At 45.0% G+C, this 23,779-nt stretch carries 28 protein-coding genes and 1 other annotated feature; all 28 genes read right to left on the bottom strand.

What is annotated here, in order from left to right:
• Positions 1-53: 53 nt before the first annotated feature.
• Positions 54-593, bottom strand: coding sequence for a 50S ribosomal protein L5 (rplE, locus tag BLW49_RS26330; RefSeq protein ID WP_076315707.1), 540 nt, complete (start codon positions 591-593; stop codon positions 54-56).
• A 32-nt stretch (positions 594-625) separates the two neighbouring features.
• Positions 626-979, bottom strand: a complete 354-nt coding sequence (gene rplX, locus BLW49_RS26325; protein WP_076315706.1) for a 50S ribosomal protein L24 — start codon at positions 977-979, stop codon at positions 626-628.
• A 72-nt stretch (positions 980-1,051) separates the two neighbouring features.
• Positions 1,052-1,423 (bottom strand): 50S ribosomal protein L14, encoded by a 372-nt coding sequence (gene rplN / locus BLW49_RS26320; RefSeq protein ID WP_076315705.1) that lies wholly within the window; start codon positions 1,421-1,423, stop codon positions 1,052-1,054.
• 34 nt (positions 1,424-1,457) lie between these two features.
• Positions 1,458-1,724, bottom strand: coding sequence for a 30S ribosomal protein S17 (rpsQ, locus tag BLW49_RS26315; protein ID WP_076315704.1), 267 nt, complete (start codon positions 1,722-1,724; stop codon positions 1,458-1,460).
• A gap of 51 nt (positions 1,725-1,775) precedes the next feature.
• Positions 1,776-1,973, bottom strand: a complete 198-nt coding sequence (rpmC, locus tag BLW49_RS26310; protein ID WP_047914082.1) for a 50S ribosomal protein L29 — start codon at positions 1,971-1,973, stop codon at positions 1,776-1,778.
• Positions 1,963-2,397, bottom strand: coding sequence for a 50S ribosomal protein L16 (gene rplP, locus BLW49_RS26305; RefSeq protein ID WP_047914083.1), 435 nt, complete (start codon positions 2,395-2,397; stop codon positions 1,963-1,965). The genes rpmC and rplP overlap by 11 nt, the downstream gene beginning before the upstream one ends.
• Positions 2,398-2,399: 2 nt before the next feature.
• A complete protein-coding gene (gene rpsC, locus BLW49_RS26300) occupies positions 2,400-3,065 on the bottom strand; it encodes a 30S ribosomal protein S3 (RefSeq protein ID WP_076315703.1) in 666 nt (221 codons plus the stop codon).
• 13 nt (positions 3,066-3,078) lie between these two features.
• Entirely contained in the window at positions 3,079-3,411 is a 333-nt protein-coding gene (gene rplV / locus BLW49_RS26295) for a 50S ribosomal protein L22 (RefSeq protein ID WP_047914085.1), read from the bottom strand.
• Between the two features lie 39 nt (positions 3,412-3,450).
• Positions 3,451-3,729, bottom strand: a complete 279-nt coding sequence (gene rpsS / locus BLW49_RS26290; RefSeq protein WP_076315702.1) for a 30S ribosomal protein S19 — start codon at positions 3,727-3,729, stop codon at positions 3,451-3,453.
• A 78-nt stretch (positions 3,730-3,807) separates the two neighbouring features.
• Positions 3,808-4,638 carry a 50S ribosomal protein L2 gene (gene rplB, locus BLW49_RS26285; RefSeq protein WP_047914087.1) on the bottom strand — a complete coding sequence of 277 codons (831 nt, stop codon included), beginning with the start codon at positions 4,636-4,638 and terminating at the stop codon, positions 3,808-3,810.
• 31 nt (positions 4,639-4,669) lie between these two features.
• Positions 4,670-4,960, bottom strand: a complete 291-nt coding sequence (rplW, locus tag BLW49_RS26280; protein WP_076315701.1) for a 50S ribosomal protein L23 — start codon at positions 4,958-4,960, stop codon at positions 4,670-4,672.
• The gene (gene rplD, locus BLW49_RS26275; protein ID WP_047914089.1) at positions 4,960-5,583 is read right to left on the bottom strand and encodes a 50S ribosomal protein L4; all 624 of its coding nucleotides are present in this window, start codon (positions 5,581-5,583) and stop codon (positions 4,960-4,962) included. The genes rplW and rplD overlap by 1 nt, the downstream gene beginning before the upstream one ends.
• A 26-nt stretch (positions 5,584-5,609) precedes the next feature.
• Positions 5,610-6,233: a 50S ribosomal protein L3 gene (gene rplC / locus BLW49_RS26270; RefSeq protein ID WP_047914090.1), complete on the bottom strand. Its 624-nt coding sequence runs from the start codon at positions 6,231-6,233 to the stop codon at positions 5,610-5,612.
• A 38-nt stretch (positions 6,234-6,271) separates the two neighbouring features.
• Entirely contained in the window at positions 6,272-6,580 is a 309-nt protein-coding gene (gene rpsJ / locus BLW49_RS26265; protein ID WP_006676490.1) for a 30S ribosomal protein S10, read from the bottom strand.
• Positions 6,581-6,998: 418 nt separating this feature from the next.
• Positions 6,999-8,189: an elongation factor Tu gene (tuf, locus tag BLW49_RS26260; protein ID WP_076315700.1), complete on the bottom strand. Its 1,191-nt coding sequence runs from the start codon at positions 8,187-8,189 to the stop codon at positions 6,999-7,001.
• Between the two features lie 106 nt (positions 8,190-8,295).
• Positions 8,296-10,371: an elongation factor G gene (gene fusA / locus BLW49_RS26255; protein ID WP_076315699.1), complete on the bottom strand. Its 2,076-nt coding sequence runs from the start codon at positions 10,369-10,371 to the stop codon at positions 8,296-8,298.
• Positions 10,372-10,421: 50 nt separating this feature from the next.
• A complete protein-coding gene (gene rpsG, locus BLW49_RS26250) occupies positions 10,422-10,892 on the bottom strand; it encodes a 30S ribosomal protein S7 (protein WP_047914093.1) in 471 nt (156 codons plus the stop codon).
• A gap of 113 nt (positions 10,893-11,005) precedes the next feature.
• A complete protein-coding gene (gene rpsL / locus BLW49_RS26245) occupies positions 11,006-11,428 on the bottom strand; it encodes a 30S ribosomal protein S12 (RefSeq protein ID WP_047914094.1) in 423 nt (140 codons plus the stop codon).
• A 146-nt stretch (positions 11,429-11,574) separates the two neighbouring features.
• A complete protein-coding gene (locus tag BLW49_RS26240) occupies positions 11,575-11,826 on the bottom strand; it encodes a ribosomal L7Ae/L30e/S12e/Gadd45 family protein (protein WP_047914095.1) in 252 nt (83 codons plus the stop codon).
• A gap of 213 nt (positions 11,827-12,039) precedes the next feature.
• A complete protein-coding gene (gene rpoC / locus BLW49_RS26235; RefSeq protein ID WP_076315697.1) occupies positions 12,040-15,654 on the bottom strand; it encodes a DNA-directed RNA polymerase subunit beta' in 3,615 nt (1,204 codons plus the stop codon).
• A 115-nt stretch (positions 15,655-15,769) separates the two neighbouring features.
• A complete protein-coding gene (gene rpoB, locus BLW49_RS26230) occupies positions 15,770-19,321 on the bottom strand; it encodes a DNA-directed RNA polymerase subunit beta (protein ID WP_076315696.1) in 3,552 nt (1,183 codons plus the stop codon).
• Between the two features lie 409 nt (positions 19,322-19,730).
• On the bottom strand, positions 19,731-20,330 hold the full coding sequence (locus tag BLW49_RS26225) for a class I SAM-dependent methyltransferase (protein WP_090727885.1): 600 nt from the start codon (positions 20,328-20,330) through the stop codon (positions 19,731-19,733).
• 119 nt (positions 20,331-20,449) lie between these two features.
• A complete protein-coding gene (gene rplL, locus BLW49_RS26220; RefSeq protein ID WP_076315694.1) occupies positions 20,450-20,815 on the bottom strand; it encodes a 50S ribosomal protein L7/L12 in 366 nt (121 codons plus the stop codon).
• A gap of 55 nt (positions 20,816-20,870) precedes the next feature.
• Positions 20,871-21,377 carry a 50S ribosomal protein L10 gene (rplJ, locus tag BLW49_RS26215; RefSeq protein ID WP_076315693.1) on the bottom strand — a complete coding sequence of 169 codons (507 nt, stop codon included), beginning with the start codon at positions 21,375-21,377 and terminating at the stop codon, positions 20,871-20,873.
• A 123-nt stretch (positions 21,378-21,500) separates the two neighbouring features.
• Positions 21,501-21,653: a sequence feature (ribosomal protein L10 leader region), on the bottom strand.
• 73 nt (positions 21,654-21,726) lie between these two features.
• Positions 21,727-22,419 carry a 50S ribosomal protein L1 gene (gene rplA, locus BLW49_RS26210; RefSeq protein ID WP_076315692.1) on the bottom strand — a complete coding sequence of 231 codons (693 nt, stop codon included), beginning with the start codon at positions 22,417-22,419 and terminating at the stop codon, positions 21,727-21,729.
• An 83-nt stretch (positions 22,420-22,502) separates the two neighbouring features.
• Complete coding sequence (gene rplK, locus BLW49_RS26205; RefSeq protein WP_047914102.1) at positions 22,503-22,928, bottom strand: 50S ribosomal protein L11; 426 nt, start codon at positions 22,926-22,928, stop codon at positions 22,503-22,505.
• An 84-nt stretch (positions 22,929-23,012) separates the two neighbouring features.
• Entirely contained in the window at positions 23,013-23,546 is a 534-nt protein-coding gene (gene nusG / locus BLW49_RS26200; RefSeq protein WP_047914103.1) for a transcription termination/antitermination protein NusG, read from the bottom strand.
• 22 nt (positions 23,547-23,568) lie between these two features.
• On the bottom strand, positions 23,569-23,760 hold the full coding sequence (secE, locus tag BLW49_RS26195; RefSeq protein WP_047914104.1) for a preprotein translocase subunit SecE: 192 nt from the start codon (positions 23,758-23,760) through the stop codon (positions 23,569-23,571).
• Positions 23,761-23,779: the final 19 nt, after the last annotated feature.

Raw genomic sequence — 23,779 nt, 5'->3', positions numbered from 1 at the left:
AATAATTTCGGAGAATTCGGGACCCTAGCTGGATTCCCGGATACTGTTATTTATTACTTTGCGAATGGCATTCCAAGTTGAGTAAGCAATTCGCGGGACTCTTCGTCCGTTTTAGCCGTAGTTACGATTACGATATCCATACCGCGTACTTTGTCGACTTTATCATACTCGATCTCTGGGAAGATGAGTTGTTCTTTAAGTCCAAGTGTGTAGTTACCGCGACCATCGAACGCTCTGTTCGATACGCCTTGGAAGTCACGTACACGAGGTAGAGTGATGTTGAACAATTTATCAAGGAAGTGATACATACGCTCTCCGCGCAGTGTTACTTTAACCCCGATTGGCATGTTCTCACGAAGTTTAAAACCGGCGATTGATTTTTTAGCTTTAGTGATTACTGGTTTTTGACCAGAGATCAGCTGCATATCGTTCACAGCGGAATCAAGCACTTTGGAGTTTTGGACAGCGTCGCCCACACCCATGTTGATTACCACTTTCTCGATTTTAGGAACTTGCATTACTGTGCTGTATTCAAACTTCTGCATCAAAGCAGGAGTTACTTCATTCAGAAAACGTTCTTTCATTCTTGCCATGAATTATGGACCTCCTTTCTCATTCGATTACATTAGTCGATCGATTCTCCGGAACGTTTAGCAACGCGTACTTTTTTGCCGTTGTCTAAAACTTTGTAACCAATACGAGTTACGTTTCCGCTCTTCGGATCAATGTGCATCACGTTCGATACATGGATTGGAGCTTCTTTCTCGATGATGCCGCCTTGTGGATTCAGCTGGTTAGGCTTTTGGTGTTTTTTCACGAGGTTAACACCTTCAACAAGAACGCGATTCTCACGAGGGTAAGCTGCGATGACACGGCCTTTTTTGCCTTTGTCTTTACCGCTGATCACCATAACAGTGTCGTCTTTTTTGACGTGCAACTTGTTGTTATGAGATTCCAGAACTTTTTTCACTTTTGCCATTTCGTACACCTCCTATGACTTGCGTGAACAAGTATGAATCGAATCCTTTATACAAGGATCAATATACGTTCATTAGATAACTTCTGGAGCCAAGGAAACGATCTTCATGTAGTCTTTCTCGCGAAGTTCGCGAGCAACTGGTCCGAAAATACGAGTTCCGCGTGGGCTTCTGTCTTCTTTAACAACAACTGCTGCATTCTCATCAAATGCGATGTAAGATCCGTCTTTACGACGAACAGAACGTTTTGTACGAACAACTACCGCTCTTACTACATCACCTTTTTTGACAACGCCGCCTGGTGTTGCTTGTTTGACAGAACAAACGATCAGGTCTCCGATTTGTGCTGTACGACTACGTCCCGTACCACCCAGTACTCGGATACACATCAGTTCCTTCGCACCAGAGTTGTCAGCTACAGCCAAACGTGTAAATGGTTGAATCATCTTGTTTTCCTCCTTTCAGCAAAGCTGAATATCATTAAATGATAACCGCTTTTTCTACGACTTCAACAAGTCTCCAGTTCTTGTCTTTCGACAAAGGACGAGTTTCCATGATTTTAACAGTATCACCGATTTTAGCAGTGTTATTTTCATCATGTGCTTTGAACTTTTTCGTGTATTTGATGCGTTTATGGTACAAGTCATGCTTTTTGTAAGTTTCTACAGCAACCACGATTGTTTTGTCCATTTTGTCGCTAACCACTTTACCGATTTGCACTCGACGTGCGTTACGTTCTTCGCTCATTGTTGGCCTCCTTCCTCAATTACAGACGGATGTTCCATCCGGTACTATTTATTAGCTAATCCCAAGTTCTCTTTCACGGATGATCGTTTTAGCACGTGCAATTTCTTTACGTACGTCACGAATACGTGTCGGGTTATCAAGCTGACCGGTAGCGAGTTGAAAGCGGAGGTTAAAGAGTTCTTCTTTAAATCCGGCAATCTTTTGCTCAATTTCAGCAGTGGTTAGGTTGCGGAATTCACTAGCCTTCATTTACTTCACCACCCAATTCTTCACGTTTCACGAACTTCGTCTTGATTGGCAGCTTGTGAGCAGCCAGACGCATTGCTTCGCGAGCAACTTCTTCAGATACACCAGAAAGCTCGAACATGATCTTTCCTGGTTTTACAACAGCAACCCATTTCTCGACGTTACCTTTACCACTACCCATACGTACTTCGAGAGGCTTTTGAGTAATAGGTTTGTCTGGGAAGATTTTGATCCAAACTTTACCACCACGTTTGATGTAACGAGTCATCGCGATACGAGCAGCCTCGATCTGACGGTTCGTAATCCAAGATGGTTCAGTTGCTTGAAGACCGTACTCACCAAAGTTCAGTGTAGTTCCGCCTTTAGCTTGACCTTTCATGTGACCGCGTTGTTGCTTGCGGTGTTTTACGCGTTTTGGCACCAACATGATTAGTTGCCTCCTTCCTTAGCAGCTTGTTTCTTAGCCGTAGGAAGAACCTCTCCACGATAGATCCATACTTTTACGCCAAGACGGCCGTAAGTTGTATGAGCTTCTGCTGTACCATAGTCGATGTCGGCACGAAGCGTGTGCAGTGGAACAGTTCCTTCACTGTAGCCTTCAGAACGTGCGATCTCAGCGCCGCCAAGACGTCCGCCTACTTGTGTTTTGATACCTTTAGCACCTGCACGCATAGTTCTTTGAATTGCTTGTTTCAGAGCACGACGGAAAGAAACACGGCGTTCCAATTGTTGTGCAATGCTTTCAGCAACGAGAATTGCGTCAAGGTCTGGTTGTTTGATTTCAGAAATGTTGATATGAACTTTCTTACCGCCAGCAATCTTCGTGATTTGACCACGGAGAATTTCAACTTCAGAGCCACCTTTACCGATAACCATTCCTGGTTTAGCAGTGTGGATCGTTACGTTGACACGGTTAGCCGCTCTCTCGATTTCGATACGAGATACTGCGGAGTCTTTCAATTTATTTTTCAGGTATTCACGAATTTTTACGTCTTCTAGCAAAAGATCACCGAAATCTTTGCCTGCGTACCATTTGGATTCCCAATCACGGATTACGCCGATACGGAGTCCGACGGGATTTACCTTTTGTCCCACACGTTTTCCCTCCTTATTTTTCAGATACCACCAAAGTGATGTGGCTAGTGCGTTTGTTGATCCGGCTTGCACGTCCCATTGCACGAGGGCGGAAACGTTTCATTGTCGGACCTTGGTTTACGTAAGCTTGCGAGATAACCAGTTTGTTAACATCCAGGGAGTAGTTGTGCTCTGCGTTTGCGATAGCAGAGTTCAGCAATTTCTCAACAACTGGAGAAGCGGATTTTGGAGTGTGGCGCAGAATCGCGATCGCCTCACCCACTTGCTTGCCGCGAATCAAGTCAACAACGAGTTGAACTTTACGAGGAGCAATCCGAATAAACTTGGCATGTGCTTTTGCTTCCATTGTTTAACCTCCTCTCAAACATTAGCGCTTGATGATCATTTATCTTCTAGTCTTCTTATCGTCTGCTGCATGGCCTTTATAAGTACGCGTAGGAGCGAACTCACCCAGCTTGTGTCCAACCATATCTTCCGTTACATAAACAGGAACGTGTTTACGGCCGTCATACACACCAAACGTATGTCCAATGAATTGTGGGAAAATTGTAGAACGACGGGACCAAGTTTTGATCACCAGCTTTTTGCCAGACTCGTTCATGTCTTCTACTTTTTTCAACAGGTAGCCATCAACGAATGGCCCTTTTTTAAGACTGCGACTCATGTGTAAATCCTCCCTTCATCCAATGTTCTCGTTCATTCACGATCGCTCGCGCGAAGTTATGCACAGATAGACTGTGTATTACTTCGTGCGGCGGCGAACGATGTATTTGTCAGAAGCTTTGTTTTTCTTACGCGTTTTGTAACCAAGAGTTGGTTTACCCCATGGAGACATTGGCGATTTACGTCCGATTGGAGCGCGTCCTTCACCACCACCGTGAGGGTGATCGTTAGGGTTCATTACTACCCCGCGAACTTCAGGACGTTGTCCGAGCCAGCGGCTACGGCCTGCTTTACCGATTTTAACGAGTTCGTGGTCTTCGTTACCAACAGATCCGATTGTAGCACGGCAAGTTTTAAGGATGCGGCGTACTTCACCGGAAGAAAGACGAACTGTTACGTATTTTTCTTCTTTACCAAGAAGTTGAGCTTCAGTACCAGCTGCGCGAACCAATTGTCCACCTTTACCTGGTTGAAGTTCGATGTTGTGGATAACGGTACCTACTGGAATGTTTTCAAGCGGCAGTGCGTTACCTGTTTTGATGTCAGAGCTAGGTCCAGACTCGATTTGATCCCCTACTTTAAGACCTTTAGGAGCGATGATATAACGTTTCTCACCATCTGCATAATGGATCAGAGCGATGTTGGAAGTACGGTTCGGGTCATACTCAATTGTAGCAACGCGGCCCGGTATTCCATCTTTAGTACGTTTAAAGTCAATAATACGGTATTTACGCTTGTGTCCGCCGCCATGGTGACGAACCGTAATTTTACCTTGGTTGTTACGGCCAGCTGTTTTGCTCAGTGGAGCAAGCAGCGATTTCTCTGGCTGGTTTGTTGTGATCTCTTCAAAAGTAGACACAGACATGTTACGTCTAGCCGGAGACGTCGGTTTGTACTTTTTGATTGGCACTGATTTTCCCTCCTTACTTTACAGTTTCTTATTATACCGATTCAAAGAACTCAAGAGCTTTGCTGTCTGGAGTCAAAGTTACGAATGCTTTTTTCCACTCAGGAGTGTATCCAGAGTAGCGTCCGTAGCGTTTCAACTTACCAGGTACGCGAAGAGTGTTCACGTCTTTTACTTTAACGTTGAAGATTTCTTCAATAGCAGCTTTGATTTCGGTTTTGTTCGAACGAATATCGACTTCAAATACATATTTCAAGTCGGCCATCATATCAGCTGTACGTTCAGTAATCACCGGACGTTTAATAATGTCACGAGGATTCTTCATTACGCGAGCACCTCCTCTACCTTCTGAACTGCTTCTTTCGTAATGATCAGTTTGTCGTACGTAAGTACGTCAAGAACATTAATGCCGTCAGCCGCTACAAATTTCACACCAGGAATATTTCTTGCGGAAAGAGCAACATTATCATCATAGCCTGGAGCAACGATCAAAGCTTTGCGATCTACTTTGAGGTTATTCAAAATAGCTGCAAATTCTTTAGTTTTCGGTGCATTCAGAGCAAGAGCATCCAGAACGATAATTTCGTTATCAATCACTTTGGAAGACAAAGCGGATTTAATCGCCAGACGACGAACTTTCTTAGGCAGTTTGAACGCGTAGCTGCGTGGTGTTGGACCAAATACAGTACCGCCGCCTACCCATTGTGGTGCACGGATCGAACCTTGACGAGCGCGTCCAGTACCTTTTTGTTTCCAAGGCTTACGTCCGCCGCCGCGTACTTCAGAACGTCCTTTTACTTTGTGTGTACCTTGACGCAGGGAAGCGCGTTGCATAACAACAGCATCGTGAAGTACATGAGTGTTCGGCTCAATTCCGAATACTGCATCGTTCAGTTCAACTTCTCCTACTTGGCTACCACTGACATTAAAAAGTGCTACTTTTGGCATTTTGTGTTCCTCCTTTCTTTAGGTGATTATTTCTTCACCGATTCTTTAATTTTAACGAAGCTGTTTTTCGGTCCAGGAATAGAGCCTTTAACAAGCAATACGTTACGTTCAGCGTCTACTTTAATAACTTCAAGACGTTGAATTGTGATTGTTTCATGACCCATATGTCCTGGAAGGTGTTTACCTTTAGGAACGCGGTTCGCTTGGATGGAACCCATGGAACCAGGGCCTCTATGATAACGGGAACCGTGAGACATAGGTCCAGTGCTTTGTCCCCAACGTTTGATAACGCCGGCAAAACCTTTACCTTTGGAGATTCCTGTTACGTCAACAAATTCGCCTTCAGCGAAGATGTCTGCTTTAATTTCTTGGCCAACCTCGAATCCCGCAAGATCAACACCGCGGAGTTCGCGAACGTAGCGCTTAGGAGCTGTATTAGCTTTTTTCGCATGTCCTGTTTCAGGTTTGTTAGCATTTTTTTCTTTCTTATCGGCATAACCTAGTTGAACCGCTTCATAGCCGTCGTTCTCAAGGTCTTTCTTTTGCAAGACAACAGATGGACCTGCTTCAATAACTGTAACAGGGATTACGTTACCTTCTGGAGTAAACACTTGCGTCATGCCTAGTTTTTTACCTAAGATACCTTTCATGTTGACACCTCTTTTCCTTCCATTAATACAATACTAAATTACAATTTAATTTCGATATCTACACCGGACGGCAGATCCAAGCGCATCAAGGCATCCACAGTTTGTGGAGTTGGGTTAACAATATCGATCAAACGCTTATGTGTGCGCATTTCGAATTGTTCCCGGGAATCCTTGTACTTGTGTACCGCACGGAGAATAGTAATAACTTGTTTCTCAGTTGGAAGCGGAATCGGACCGGATACACCTGCACCCGAACGTTTTGCCGTTTCAACAATCTTCTCAGCGGATTGATCAAGAATTCTGTGGTCGTAAGCTTTCAAACGAATACGAATTTTTTGCTTTGCCATTTTAGTCCCTCCTTCTATCGCCCAATTTAATATCGGACATACTCCGTGAAAATTTTCTGACCCACTCTCCCATGGCAAAGGGGCCGGGTGTGTCAGTAACCTCTCACATCATCGCAACGTCACAGAACAACATTCATTATTATATAGAAAACCTAGGCGTAATGCAAGCTTTTATATAAAAAAGATAGATAAGATTCTGAATAGACTTCAGCTCTCTATTTTTTCGAATGCACTTCCCGAATCGCAACTCGTACTATTATATATGATGAAGCTCTAAAAAGCCAAAGGTAATTTATGAAAAGAAGTTTAAATATAAAAAGGATCTCGGCGATTAACGCCGAGATCCTTTTGTTCGTTCCGATACACTGTTGCTCGTTCCAGTACATTGTTGCTTTATATGATTCGGCATGCAGCCAAATTATTTAATGATTGTTGCTACCGCACCAGCGCCTACTGTACGTCCACCTTCACGAATAGAGAACTTAGTTCCTTCTTCGATAGCGATTGGAGCGATCAGAGATACTGTTACTTCGATGTTGTCGCCAGGCATAACCATTTCAGTACCTTCTGGCAGGTTGATGATACCAGTTACGTCAGTTGTACGGAAGTAGAACTGAGGACGGTATCCAGTGAAGAAAGGCTTATGACGGCCACCTTCTTCTTTAGTCAATACGTATACTTGAGCAGTAAACTCAGTATGAGGTTTAACTGAACCTGGTTTGGAAAGAACTTGTCCACGCTCGATTTGAGTACGGTCTACACCACGAAGCAATGCTCCGATGTTGTCACCTGCTTGAGCGGAATCCAGAAGTTTACGGAACATTTCAACGCCCGTTACTACGGATTTTTTGGACTCTTCAGCGATACCAACGATTTCGATTTCATCGCCGACTTTAACAGTACCACGCTCTACACGGCCTGTAGCAACTGTACCACGACCAGTGATGGAGAATACGTCCTCGACAGGCATCAAGAAAGGCTTGTCAGTGTCGCGCTCTGGAGTTGGGATGTAAGTATCGATTTCTTTGAACATCTCAACGATTTTTTGAGCCCATTCGCCTTCTGGGTTTTGAAGAGCTTCACGAGCAGATCCACGAGTGATTGGAGTGTCATCACCTGGGAAGTCATATTCGCTAAGAAGGTCGCGAACTTCCATTTCAACCAGCTCAAGAAGTTCTTCGTCTTCTACCATATCGCATTTGTTCAAGAATACTACGATGTAAGGTACGCCTACTTGGCGGGACAGAAGGATGTGCTCACGAGTTTGTGGCATTGGACCGTCAGCTGCGGATACAACCAGGATCGCTCCATCCATTTGTGCAGCACCAGTGATCATGTTTTTAACATAGTCGGCGTGACCTGGGCAGTCAACGTGTGCATAGTGACGTGCATCAGTTTCGTACTCTACGTGTGCAGTAGAGATAGTGATACCGCGTTCGCGCTCTTCTGGAGCTTTGTCGATTTGATCGAATGCAACTGCTGCACCGCCGTAAGTTTTGGACAATACAGTAGTGATTGCTGCAGTCAAAGTAGTTTTACCATGGTCAACGTGACCAATAGTACCAATGTTAACGTGTGGTTTATTACGTTCGAATTTAGCCTTTGCCATTTGAACGTGGCCTCCTTAAAAGTGGTTTATATTATATGTTGGCACTGTGTACAGCACCATAAGAGTCATTAAACCTTATGACGCTGTGTACATCAGTGAGTAAAACTTATTCTCCCTTAACTTTGGACACGATTTCTTCGGAGATTGTTCTTGGTACTTCTTCATAGTGAGAAAGTTCCATAGAGAACACCCCGCGTCCTTGTGTACCAGAACGGAGAGTTGTGGAATATCCGAACATTTCAGAGAGAGGCACTTTAGCACGAATGATTTGCGTACCACCACGGGAATCCATACCTTCGATTCTACCGCGACGGGAGTTCAGCATACCCATTACGTCACCCATGTACTCTTCTGGAACAGTTACTTCCACTTTCATGATTGGCTCAAGCAGGACAGCTTTACACTTGTCTTTAGCTGCTTTAAGTGCCATCGATCCGGCAATTTTAAACGCCATCTCGTTGGAATCGACATCATGGTATGAACCGTCTACGATTGTAGCTTTAACGTCTACAAGTGGGAATCCTGCAAGGACACCATTTTTCATAGCTTCTTCAATACCTTGTTGAGCAGGACCAACGTATTCACGTGGTACAGATCCACCCACAATTTTGCTGTCGAATTGGTTACCGCTACCCGCTTCAAGCGGTTCGAATTCAACCCATACGTGTCCATATTGACCGCGGCCACCGGACTGACGTACGAATTTACCTTCAACGCGCGCTGCTTGACGGAATGTTTCACGGTAAGCAACCTGTGGTTGACCAATGTTTGTGTCCACTTTGAACTCACGACGCATACGGTCGATGATGATATCAAGGTGAAGCTCACCCATACCAGCCAAAATTGTTTGACCTGTTTCTTCATCAGTATGAGCACGAAGAGTTGGATCCTCCTCAGTCAACTTACCGAGAGCAACAGACATTTTGTCTTGGTCGGCTTTGGTTTTTGGTTCAACCGCGATTTGAATAACCGGATCAGGGAAGTTCATAGACTCCAGAATGACCGGATTCTTCTCATCACATAGTGTATCACCTGTACCTGTATCTTTCAAACCTACAGCAGATGCGATATCACCAGCATATACTTCAGTGATTTCTTGACGGCTGTTCGCGTGCATTTGAAGGATACGACCGATACGTTCACGTTTTCCTTTAGTTGCATTCAATACGTAAGATCCAGATGTAAGAACACCAGAGTATACGCGGAAGAATGTCAATTTACCTACATAAGGATCCGTCATGATCTTGAACGCAAGTGCCGAGAATGGCTCTTCGTCAGAAGATTTACGAATCGCTTCAGTTCCATCTTCCAAAGTACCTTTGATGTCAGGAACATCAATAGGAGCTGGCAGATAGTCCAGAACCGCATCCAGCATCAGCTGAACACCTTTGTTACGGTAAGAAGATCCACAGATAACTGGGAAGATTTTAACTTCTACTACACCTTTACGAAGAGCGGATTTGATCTCATCAACAGTGATTTCTTCGCCTTCTAGGTATTTCATAGTCAGATCTTCATCAAGCTCTGCTACTTTCTCGATCAGTTCCATACGAAGTTCTTCAACTTGATCTGCATATTCTGCAGGAATTGTAGTTTCTTCGATGTCTTTACCAAGATCGTCTTTGTACATATATGCTTTTTGCTCAACGATATCAATGATACCAATGAAATCATTCTCAGCACCGATAGGAAGCTGGATAGCAACAGCATTTGCTTGAAGACGCTCGCGCATATCCTTAACAACGTTAAGGTAGTCTGCACCGATGATATCCATTTTGTTTACATATGCGATACGAGGAACGCCGTAACGGTCAGCCTGTCTCCATACAGTTTCAGACTGAGGCTCAACGCCTTCTTTCGCACTGAAAACACCTACTGCTCCGTCCAATACACGAAGGGAACGTTCAACTTCAACTGTGAAGTCAACGTGTCCCGGGGTATCGATGATATTAACGCGGTGACCTTTCCATTGAGCGGTCGTAGCAGCGGAAGTAATCGTGATCCCGCGCTCCTGTTCCTGCTCCATCCAGTCCATAGTCGCAGCACCCTCGTGAACTTCCCCGATTTTGTGCGTACGGCCTGTGTAGAACAAGATCCGCTCAGTGGTAGTAGTTTTACCGGCGTCAATATGCGCCATGATCCCGATGTTACGTGTATTTTTCAAGGAGAACTCTCTTGCCATGACATGGGTCTCCCTTCAAAATGAAGTTATATTTTAAAGACTGATAAATCCTACCAACGGTAGTGAGCAAACGCTTTGTTCGCTTCAGCCATTTTGTGTGTGTCTTCACGTTTCTTAACGGAAGCACCAGTGTTGTTGGAAGCATCGATAATCTCAGCTGCCAAACGCTCTTCCATTGTTTTCTCACCGCGGCTGCGGGAGTAGTTTACGAGCCAACGTAGACCAAGGGAAGTACGTCTTTCCGGTTTAACCTCGATAGGTACTTGGTAGTTAGCACCGCCGACACGACGAGCTTTAACTTCCAGAACCGGCATAATATTTTTGATAGCTGCTTCAAAAACTTCCATAGGATCTTTACCTGTACGTTCTTGAATCAAGTTGAACGCATTGTAAAGAATGCTTTGAGCAACACCACGTTTTCCATCAAGCATGATGCGGTTGATCAGACGAGTAACAAGTTTGCTGTTGTACACCGGATCAGGCAACACGTCTCTTTTGGTAACTGGACCTTTGCGTGGCATGGATATCCCCCTTTCTTGCATGTTTATTATTCTTAATTTGTTGTTGTTGTTGTTCTGTAACCGAAGCGCTAATTCGCAAACGGCTTACTGACTGTAAAATCAATGTGTTGATCTTACGCTTTTTTAGCTTTAGGGCGTTTCGCACCATACTTGGAGCGAGCTTGCATACGGTTGTTAACACCTGCAGTATCAAGCGCACCACGAACGATATGGTAACGTACACCCGGAAGGTCTTTAACCCGACCACCACGGATCAGAACGACACTGTGCTCTTGCAAGTTGTGTCCGATACCTGGGATGTAAGCAGTAACCTCGATACGGTTAGTCAAACGTACACGGGCATATTTACGAAGCGCGGAGTTCGGTTTCTTCGGAGTCATCGTACCTACACGAGTACAAACACCACGTTTTTGCGGAGCACTGATATCAGTAGACTCACGTTTCAGGGCATTGAAGCCTTTTTGCAACGCAGGAGATTTGGATTTGTAGATCTTTGCTTGACGTCCTTTACGAACGAGCTGATTAATTGTTGGCATGTTGCCACCCCCTTCCTAGATTCGTCATTCTATTTATAAACCTCAATTCTTAAGTCCACAGACCCAGGCGGTTCATAAAAGAACAAATGAAAAGTTTTTGCCGTTTAGGAAGCTCTTGCATTCCAGACAAAAACATCTTCTTATACCTATTGTTTCAATACAGCTACCATAGCCGCTCCCACTTCAATTCCGCAAGCCTTGCCGAGCTGCTCCATCGTATCGACTATGTTCAGCTTCACTTGATGCTTCTCACATAGCGACTTGATCTTAGAAGTGATTCGCATATCAGCGTCCTGAGCTACATAAACTTCAGCAGCCAGACCTGATTCAACCATCTTCATGGTTTGCTTGGTACCGATCTTGACATGAGCATCCTGCAAAAAGTTGTCATTCGACATTTATCAATACCTCCGAGAAGACATGATAACATGCGGCTACTCACGCACCTTTGCTATATTAGCATTACTACACATTTGTTGTCAAGAGATTCAATCAAACTCTAAACATTAAGATTGCCATATCAGGAGGAAGCTTGTAACTTCTCTCCTGATATACAATCTGGTACGTGTTTACCGATCAGATTCGCCTGTTACAGACAAATTTGAGCTATATCAGTCTACAGATACCGGTTCAAGCTCTTCTAGTTGAGATTCGCCATCTTCCGGATTAGCAAACTTCACACTGCGATAACGGTTCATACCTGTACCAGCAGGGATCAGTTTACCGATAATTACATTTTCCTTCAGTCCAAGAAGCTGATCGACCTTACCTTTGATTGCTGCATCCGTCAGGACACGAGTCGTTTCCTGGAAGGAAGCTGCGGACAAGAAGGAATCTGTTTCAAGAGACGCCTTGGTGATACCCAGAAGGACTGGCTTAGCCACTGCAGGCTCCTTGTCACTAAGAATTGCAGTCTTGTTTGCTGTTTCATATTCATGAGTATCAACAAACGAACCTGGAAGAAGCGTAGTATCTCCTGCATCCACAATACGAATCTTGCGCAGCATTTGACGAATCATTACTTCTACGTGCTTGTCGTTGATTTCTACACCTTGGTTACGATATACGCGCTGTACTTCTTGCAGAATGTAGTTTTGAACGCCACGTACACCTTTGATACGCAGCATTTCTTTCGGGTCAATTGAACCATCCGTAAGCTCATCCCCCGCTTCAATCTCCATTCCCTCGCTTACGCGCAGACGGGAGCCATAGGTAACTGCATAGACTTTCGTCTCAGCTTCACCTTGAACTTCAATTTCACGGCGATCTTTAGCTTCACGGATCTCTTTGATAACACCATCAATTTCACTGATGGTTGCTTGACCTTTCGGATTACGCGCTTCGAAAAGCTCCTGGATACGCGGAAGACCCTGAGTAATATCGTCTCCAGCGACACCACCGGTATGGAACGTACGCATTGTAAGCTGTGTTCCTGGCTCACCGATGGATTGTGCAGCGATGATACCAACTGCTTCCCCGATCTCGACGTGTTTACCTGTTGCCAGGTTGCGTCCATAACACTTCTTGCAGACACCATGACGAGCACGGCAGCTAAGCACAGAACGTATTTGCAGTTTGTCTACTCCTGCTTTAACAATAGCCTCAGCTTTGTCAGAATCGATGAGCTCATTACGATGTGCAATGATTTCACCTGTCTCAGGATGACGAACCGTTTGGAAGCAATAGCGGCCTTCGATACGATCATATAGATCCTCGATAACCTCTTTACCATCTTGAATACGGCTTACAGTGAAACCTTTATCTGTTCCGCAATCATCTTCCCGAACAATCACATCTTGCGCTACGTCAACGAGACGACGAGTCAGGTAACCTGAGTCAGCTGTACGCAGGGCTGTATCGGCAAGACCTTTACGTGCACCGTGCGTGGACAGGAAGTACTCGAGTACCGTCAGACCTTCACGGAAGTTCGATTTGATTGGGAGCTCGATAATACGTCCTGATGGGTTGGCCATCAGACCCCGCATACCGCCCAGCTGTGTAATCTGAGATTTGTTACCACGGGCTTTAGAGTCAACCATGAGCATGATGGAGTTGAAGCGATCCATCGATTTCATAAGGACTTCCGTGATATCATCTTTTGCTTTGGACCAGATATCAATGACGCGGTCATAACGCTCTTCGTTCGTGATCAAACCACGACGGTACTGATTCGTAACGACAGCAACCTTCTCATCTGACACACGTAAAATCTCATTCTTCTCATCAGGGACAATAACGTCGGATACACCAACGGTAACCCCAGCACGAGTAGAATACGTGAATCCAAGCTGTTTGACCTTATCCAAGATCATAGATGTTTGTGTTGTATGGTATACCTCGAAGCAGCGTGCAATGATATGACCAAGATAGTCTTTGCCGACTCCACCCGCTTGAGGTGCATTCATAATTGCTTCTCTCAGGTCAGCGCCTTTCTCATACACAAAGGAATGCTCCGGCGTACCTTGGAAGAGGTTAGCGCGAGTTGCATCATTAATGTATGGGAAGCTGCTTGGGAAGATTTCGTTAAAGATAATCTTACCGACCGTTGTGATCAGCATCGCATTTTGCTGCTCATCCGTAAAGCTTGTTTTGTTAAGAGCTTTGACCGGAATTGCAACACGTGCATGAAGACCCGCAGTTCCGCGTTGGTAAGCAGATACAGCTTCATTCACTGTACGAAGGATCATACCTGAGCCTTTTTCTTCTTTGTTATCCATTGTCAGATAGAAGGATCCAAGAACCATATCCTGAGATGGAGTAACAACCGGCTTACCATCTTTAGGGTTCAAGATATTACCTGACGCAAGCATAAGAAGACGAGCTTCGGCTTGAGCTTCAGCGGACAAAGGTACGTGAACGGCCATTTGGTCACCGTCAAAGTCGGCGTTGTAAGCCGTACATACGAGCGGATGCAAACGGATCGCTTTACCTTCCACCAGAATCGGTTCAAATGCTTGAATACCCAAACGGTGAAGCGTAGGGGCACGGTTAAGAAGTACTGGATGTTCCTTAATTACTTCTTCAAGAACGTCCCATACTTCAGGACTCACACGTTCAACTTTACGTTTTGCACTCTTAATATTATGCGCCAGACCTTTGTTCACAAGCTCTTTCATAACGAAAGGCTTGAACAACTCAAGCGCCATATCCTTAGGCAAGCCGCATTGGTACATCTTAAGGTAAGGACCTACGACGATAACGGAACGACCAGAATAGTCAACACGTTTACCGAGCAAGTTCTGACGGAAGCGACCTTGTTTACCTTTCAGCATGTGGCTGAGAGATTTGAGCGGACGGTTACCAGGACCTGTAACAGGACGGCCACGACGGCCGTTATCGATCAGAGCGTCAACTGCTTCTTGAAGCATACGCTTCTCATTCTGAACGATGATGTCTGGTGCACCAAGATCAAGAAGGCGTTTCAGACGGTTATTACGGTTAATTACACGACGATACAGATCATTCAAGTCAGAAGTCGCAAAGCGGCCGCCGTCAAGCTGAACCATCGGCCGAAGCTCCGGTGGAATGACAGGAAGTACATCCATGATCATCCAATCCGGTCTGTTGCCGGAATTACGGAAAGCTTCGATAACTTCAAGGCGCTTAATCGCACGATTACGGCGCTGACCTTGAGCTGTGCGGAGCTCTTCTTTCAAGAATTCAAGCTCTTTATCAACGTCGAGGTCTTGAAGCAGCTTTTTAACCGCTTCTGCACCCATGCCTGCTTGGAACCCGTAGCCGTATTTCTCACGGTAGCTGCGGTATTCTTTTTCAGACAGCAGTTGTTTTTTCTCCAGTGGAGTCTCACCTGGATCGGTAACAACATAAGATGCAAAATAAATGATCTCTTCAAGAGATCTTGGAGACATATCCAGAGCCAGACCCATACGGCTTGGAATGCCTTTGAAATACCAGATATGTGATACCGGAGCAGCCAGTTCAATATGCCCCATACGCTCACGGCGTACTTTGGCACGAGTCACTTCAACGCCGCAACGGTCACAAACGACGCCTTTATAACGAACGCGCTTGTATTTACCACAGTGACATTCCCAGTCCTTTGTAGGACCGAAGATCTTCTCGCAGAACAGACCTTCTTTTTCCGGTTTTAGCGTACGATAGTTAATCGTTTCCGGTTTTTTCACTTCTCCGCGGGACCAAGAGCGAATTTTTTCCGGGGATGCAAGCCCGATTTTCATATATTCGAAATTGTTTACGTCCAACAAGGAGCAACCCTCCTTAACCAAGTCCTAAATTTTAGGTTCTCCCCCCTCCGATGCGAGATGCTTCAGAGGGGATTAGAGCCTGATGAAAATTCCGGTATTGTTACAGTTGACTATGTTATTCTACACCGACTTCTGTGCCTTCAAGGTTGAGGCTCAGCTTATCGCCTGCAGCGTCATCATCGTCATCCGATTCTTTCAGATCGATCTCTTCTTCGTCTTTGGTAAGCATTTTAACGTCCATACCCAAGCTCTGCAGCTCTTTGATCAGTACCTTGAAGGACTCAGGGATACCTGGTTCTGGAACATTCTCACCCTTGACAATGGATTCATAAGTCTTAACACGTCCAACAACGTCATCAGACTTAACTGTAAGAATTTCTTGCAGGGTATATGCTGCACCGTAGGCTTCAAGCGCCCAAACCTCCATCTCACCGAAACGCTGACCACCAAACTGAGCTTTACCACCCAGAGGCTGTTGCGTAACAAGTGAGTATGGTCCTGTGGAGCGGGCGTGGATCTTATCGTCAACCATGTGCGCCAGCTTGATCATGTGCATGACACCGACAGTAACTTCACGCTCGAAGCGCTCGCCCGTACGTCCATCAAACAGCACAGTCTTACCATTACGCTGCATGCCTGCTTCTTCCATCGTGTCAAACACATCATGCTCTGTAGCACCGTCAAATACCGGTGTAGCTACATGAATACCAAGCTGCATAGCAGCCATACCCAAGTGAACCTCAAGCACCTGTCCGATGTTCATACGGGATGGTACCCCCAGCGGGTTAAGCACGACTTGAACTGGTGTTCCGTCCGGAAGGAATGGCATATCTTCTTCTGGAAGAATACGGGCCACGACCCCTTTGTTACCGTGACGTCCGGCCATTTTGTCACCCTCGGAAATTTTCCGTTTTTGAGCGATATAGACACGTACGAGCTGGTTAACACCCGGAGGCAGTTCATCACCGTTCTCACGTGTGAAGACTTTAACGTCTACCACAATTCCGTCTGTACCGTGTGGTACGCGAAGTGAAGTATCGCGAACTTCACGAGCCTTCTCACCGAAGATCGCATGAAGGAGACGCTCTTCCGCTGTAAGCTCGGTTACCCCTTTAGGTGTAACTTTACCAACAAGAATGTCGCCGGCTGCAATTTCAGCACCGATGCGGATAATTCCGCGCTCATCAAGGTTACGAAGTGCTTCTTCACCCACGTTAGGAATATCGCGAGTAATTTCTTCAGGTCCGAGCTTCGTATCACGAGCTTCAGACTCATATTCTTCAATGTGAATGGAAGTGTACACGTCTTCTTTAACAAGTTTTTCGCTAAGAAGAATCGCATCCTCATAGTTGTAACCTTCCCAAGTCATGAAGGCAACGACTACGTTGCGGCCCAGTGCCAATTCACCCATTTCAGTAGATGGTCCATCTGCCAAAATGTCGCCTTTTTTAATGTGATCGCCAATTTTTACGATTGGACGTTGGTTAATGCATGTTCCTTGGTTCGAACGCATAAATTTGTGTAATTTATGTTTAACGATATCGCCCTTAACTTCCTTGCCGTCAACAAGTTCAATTCTGCGAACCCAAATTTCATTGGCAGAAGATCTCTCAATAATACCGTCATGTTTGGATACAATACATACACCGGAGTCTTTCGCAGCTTTGTGTTCCATACCCGTACCTACAAGCGGAGCTTTAGGAATAAGAAGTGGAACCGCCTGCCGCTGCATGTTAGATCCCATGAGTGCACGGTTGGAGTCATCGTTCTCAAGGAACGGAATGAGCGCCGTTGCAACGGATACAACCTGCTTAGGAGATACGTCCATGTAGTCAACGCGGTCATTCGGCATCGTTGTGATGTTGTCAGACTGCTTGTTGTAACGAACAACGACCATATCCTCAGCAAAAGTACCGTCTTCATTCAATTTCGCATTCGCCTGAGCAATAACATAGTTATCCTCTTCGTCTGCAGTTACATAACGAACTTGATCTGTAACTTGGCCTGTCTTCGGATCTACCCAGCGATATGGAGCTTCGATGAAGCCATATTCGTTGACGCGTGCAAATGTAGACAAGGAGTTGATCAAACCGATGTTCGGTCCCTCTGGAGTCTCGATCGGACACATACGCCCATAGTGGGATGGATGTACGTCACGGACTTCAAAGCCTGCGCGCTCACGAGTCAAACCACCAGGTCCTAGAGCAGACAGACGACGTTTATGCGTAAGTTCGCCCAGCGGATTCGTTTGGTCCATAAACTGAGACAACTGCGAGCTTCCGAAGAACTCTTTAATGGATGCAATAACCGGACGAATGTTGATCAACGCCTGAGGTGTAATGACGTTCGCATCCTGAATAGACATTCTCTCACGAACAACGCGCTCCATACGGGATAGACCAATACGGAACTGGTTCTGCAAGAGCTCACCAACAGAACGAAGACGACGGTTACCCAAGTGGTCGATATCGTCTGTATCACCAATACCATGAAGCAGGTTCAAGAAGTAACTGATGGAAGAAATGATATCTGCTGGCGTAATATGCTTAACAGATTTATCAATGTTGCTGTTCGCAATCAATTTAACGACTTTACCGTCTTCTATTGGAGAGAATACATCAATAGTTTGGACCGGAATATCATTAGCATCAAGAACACCGTTCGCCACATGATAAGTACGTTGTCCAACCGCCTCTTCACTCTCAAGTGCAGGCATAATTTCATCAAGCAATCTGCGGTCAACAATTTGTCCAGCCTCTGCAATGATTTCTCCAGTAGAGATATCAATCAAAGATTCTGCAAGACGTTGATTGAACAGACGGTTCTTGATATGAAGCTTTTTATTGATTTTGTAACGACCTACGTTCGCAAGATCATAACGTTTTGGATCAAAGAAACGTGCTACAAGCAAGCTCTTCGCATTATCCAAAGTCGGTGGTTCACCCGGACGAAGACGTTCGTAAATTTCGATCAGTGCTTTCTCTGTCGAATCTGTGTTGTCTTTATCCAGCGTATTCCGGATATATTCATCATTACCCAGCAAATCCAAAATCTCAGCATCTGTACCAAACCCAAGCGCTCTCAGCAGTACAGTCACTGGAATCTTACGAGTACGGTCGATACGAACATAGATAATGTCCTTCGCGTCCATCTCAAGCTCCAGCCACGCTCCGCGATTCGGAATCACTGTTGCGGTATAAGATTTCTTTGCGTTCTTATCTAATTTAGTGCTGAAATAGACGCTAGGAGAGCGAACCAACTGGCTGACAATAACCCGTTCCGCACCGTTGATAATAAAGGTGCCTGTTTCGGTCATCAGCGGGAAATCACCCATGAACACTTCCTGCTCTTTGACTTCGCCCGTTTCCTTATTAATGAGCCGGACTTTTACCCGAAGCGGTGCGGCATAAGTAACGTCGCGTTCTTTCGCGTCGTCTACCGTATATTTCGGTTCACCGAGACTGTAGTCGATAAATTCCAATACGAGATTACCTGTAAAATCCTGAATTGGCGAGATATCCTGGAACATTTCGCGCAATCCTTCCTCCAAAAACCATTCGTAAGATTTTTGTTGGATTTCTATCAGGTTCGGAATTTCGAGTATCTCGTTAATTCGTGCATAACTGCGCCGAGTGCGTCGACCATACTGAACAAGATGTCCTGCCAACTTAAACTCACCCCTCAATGTCTACTCACTTTTAAAAATTTCGTTGCGAACCTCTGTTTGTAACCTTATAATGGAACTCATATAAGATGAATCAACCAGAGAGAGAGCATCCACAAATAAAGAAAAGCCCTTACTCGAATGTTTTTTCGAAAAAAGAGCAACTTATTAGTGAATTTCTCCTTCATCCCAGAAAAACCCACTCACCTCATAGTCTGCCCAAAATGTACATATTATACGCGGATCCACACACAAATATGCGATCCAAGCGAAAAAAAGATTGACATTTTAACAAACTAAAGCTAAGTAGGGCATCTTAATACTGACATTTATTAAGAATACCACAATGGCGATACCAAGTCAATAGTCCTATTGCGATTTTTTTTAGTTTGTATATACTAATATACCCGCATTATTTCTTTGCCCTGAATATCCGATACCCTTTGTCCTTCGTTACTTCTTCAACCACACTAAACATCGATTCCAACTTCGCTTTGGCAGAAGGTGCCCCTTGTTTCTTCTGTATAACAATCCACAGTGTTCCACCTTCGTTCAGCTGCTCATAGGCTTCTTCAAAAATTGCATGTACAACGTCCTTACCAGCCCGGATCGGAGGATTGGTTAGGATGACATCGAACCTATCTTCTCTCACTGCTTCCAGCCGGTCACTCTGTTTAATAACGGTATTTGCACTTACCTGGTTTTGAATTGCATTATGCCTTGCCAGTTCTACGGCACGCTCATTGATATCAATCATCGTAACCACTGCATCCGGCAGGAGCTTAGCTGCCACAATCCCGATTGGACCGTAGCCGCACCCTACATCCAGAACTGACTTGGCTCCCTGAAGATCCATCGCTCCAATAAGAACCCTGCTGCCATAATCCACACCGTTCTTTGAAAATACTCCTGCATCACTGGTTAGTTTAAGCTTGTAACCTCTCAGCTCTGTTTCAAGAGTTTGTCTATCGTGAGCGGCTTCAGGCTTATTAGAATAATAATGATCTGACATGGGATACCTCCAATTCACCTTCACTTACAAAAGTTGCAGCCATTCATAACAACAAACCCCTTGACTCTATCAAGGGGTTTGTATGTTTTGTTTCCAATTCACTAGTTAAGTGAAATCAATTATTTTACTTCAACAGAAGCGCCAACTTCTTCAAGTTTAGCTTTAACTGTTTCTGCTTCTTCTTTGCTTACTTTTTCTTTCAGTGGTTTTGGAGCGTTGTCAACGAGTTCTTTAGCTTCTTTCAAGCCAAGACCAGTGATTTCGCGAACCGCTTTGATTACGTTGATTTTGGAAGCACCAGCAGATGCCAAGATTACGTCGAACTCAGTTTGCTCAGCAGCTTCAGCACCGCCAACAGCGCCGCCCATAACAGCTACAGGAGCTGCAGCAGTTACGCCGAATTCTTCTTCGATTGCTTTAACAAGATCGTTCAGTTCCAAAACAGTCATACCTTTAATTGCTTCCAAGATTTGCTCTTTACTCATGGTAGAACCTCCATTATTTAAATTAGTATTTTATATAGCCTGGTATTTCAAAAAATTAAGCGCCTTGCTCTTCTTTTTGTTCGCCGACTGCTTTAACCGCAAGGGCGAAGTTGCGTACAGGTGCTTGAAGCACGCTGAGGAGCATGGAAAGAAGTCCTTCGCGGGATGGAAGTTCTGCCAGTGCTTTAACTTCTTCAACACCAACAACACGTCCTTCAACTACTGCACCTTTCAATTTCAGTGCATCGTTCTTCTTAGCGAAGTCGTTCAAAATTTTAGCTGGAGCAACAGCATCTTCACCGCTGAATGCAATCGCAGTAGGACCTGTCAGAACTTCATCAAGTTCAGTCAGCTCTGCAGCTGCAGTTGCACGGCGAAGCAATGTGTTCTTCAGGACTTGGAATTCGATACCCGCTTCACGAAGCTGTTTACGCAGCTCAGTTACTTGGGCAACGTTCAGACCACGGTAGTCAGCTACTACTGTAGTTGCGCTCTCACGCAATTTCGCAGTTACCACGTCAACCGCTTCTTGTTTAGCTTGAATCACTTTTGCGTTTGCCAAATTGTACACCTCCTGATAGATTCCTTGCTCAGTACCGCATGGCACTTCGCATCTTCGTTAACCGCTAGAAGCGGAAGTTTCCCGTAAGATAGGTGAGGCTTGATCCGATGTATCAGCTTCATTTATCCAATAAGAAAAGCCTCCGTAGAATCACGAAGGCTTGATAAAGTCAGATTGAGCATAGAAACTCAATTGATACGTTCTATCATCACACCTCGGTAGGAAATTAAGCTTATAACAAGCACCTACTGTCTACGGTAAGCATATTCGAATTTAAGGGTCAGTCACTTATGACTTAACAACTTTTACAGAATAACAGATTCAGCAGACCAAAGTCAACTGGTATTTATTATCTGTAAGAAGCTGTATTCACACGAGCACCAGGTCCCATTGTTGAGGACAGGCTGATGTTTTTCAGGTAAACACCTTTTGCAGCAGCTGGTTTAGCACGGTTAAGTGCATCAATCAGTGCTTTAAGGTTATCATTCAACTGCTCAGCAGAGAAAGATACTTTACCGATTGGCGCGTGAATTTGACCTGCACGATCCAGACGATACTCGATTTTACCGGCTTTAATTTCTTGAACAGCCTTGGAAACATCGAAAGTAACCGTTCCGGCTTTAGGGTTAGGCATCAGGCCTTTACCGCCGAGCAGACGGCCCAATTTACCTACTTCACTCATCATATCAGGTGTAGCTACGCAGACATCGAACTCGAACCAACCTTGTTGGATTTTGTTGATCATATCTTGATCCCCAACAAAGTCTGCTCCAGCTGCTTCCGCCTCTTTCGCTTTTTCACCTTTTGCAAATACCAATACGCGTTGTGTTTTACCTGTACCGTGAGGCAAGACAACAACACCACGCACAGCTTGGTCTTGTTTACGTGGGTCTACGCCCAAACGAACTGCAGCTTCAACCGTTTCGTCGAATTTAGCAGTCGCTGCCTTTTTGACAAGCTCTACAGCTTCCAAAGGCTCGTAGCTTGCTTCGCTGTCAATCAGCTTAGCAGCTTCAACATATTTCTTACCATGTTTAGCCATGTTTCTATTCCTCCTTTGTGGTTTTAACGGATATACCTCCCACATGGCGGGCGCTTATAAGGCCCGCGTTACGAACACTTCAATTAGTCTTCGATGGTGATACCCATGCTGCGAGCAGTACCTTCTACCATACGCATTGCGGACTCAACGTTCGCAGCGTTCAGGTCAGGCATTTTTTGCTCAGCGATTTGACGAACAGTATCGCGTTTAACAGTTGCGACTTTTTTCTTGTTCGGCTCACCGGATCCTTTTTCAAGTTTAGCAGCTACTTTAAGCAGAACTGCAGCCGGTGGAGTTTTGGTGATGAAAGTAAAAGAACGATCTTCAAACACCGTGATTTCAACTGGAATGATCAAACCTGCTTGATCGGCTGTACGAGCGTTGAATTCTTTACAGAATGCCATGATGTTGACACCCGCTTGACCCAATGCCGGACCTACCGGAGGCGCAGGATTCGCTTTCCCTGCAGGGATCTGCAGTTTTACCATTTTGATTACCTTCTTGGCCATGTAAGACACCTCCTTGCATCAATAGTGGTCGACGAGCTTCATAAGCCCTCCCACAAGAAACCAATTTCAGCTTCGATAAAGCTTCTATAATTTCTCCACTTGAGTATAATCCAGCTCAAGCGGGGTTTCCCGTCCAAACATGTTGACGTGAACTTTCAGTTTACTTTTCTCAGCCAATATTTCTTCCACGGAGCCCACAAAATTCGCAAAAGGACCAACCTTAATTCGTACAGATTCCTTAATGTCGAATTCAATCTTCGGTTTCGGTTCTACCACACCCATATGCTTCAGAATCTGTTCAACTTCATCTGGCAGCAATGGTGTCGGCTTTGAACCTGACCCTGTCGATCCTACAAACCCAGTTACTCCAGGCGTGTTGCGAACAACATACCAGGAATCATCCGTTTGAATCATTTCGACCAGGACATATCCGGGGTAAATCTTACGCATGACAGTCTTTTTCTTACCGTCCTTATTCACCACTTCTTCTTCCATTGGAACAAGAACACGGAATATCTTGTCCTCCATGCCCATGGACTCTACGCGCTTTTCCAAATTGGCTTTGACTTTGTTCTCATACCCTGAATAGGTATGAACGACATACCATCTTTTTTCCATATCAAGCCACCTGGGACCCTTCTTAAATTATCGCATCGATCACATAGGAAATTCCGATGTCAAGAACCCAAAAATAAAGCGTGATAACTATAACCGTCCCCAGAACAATCAGGGTGTAGTTAGTTAACTCTTTACGATTAGGCCAGCGAACTTTTTTAAGCTCTGCCCAGCTTTCTGAGAAAAAGGAAAACAGAGACTTGAAACTACGTTTCACGCCGACTACACCTCCAAAT

It is taken from the genome of Paenibacillus sp. PDC88 (assembly GCF_900106725.1).
Classification (GTDB): Bacteria; Bacillota; Bacilli; order Paenibacillales; family Paenibacillaceae; genus Paenibacillus; species Paenibacillus shunpengii.
The sequence above is the reverse complement of the archived record's forward strand: the minus strand, read 5'-3'. Positions and strand labels throughout refer to the sequence as shown.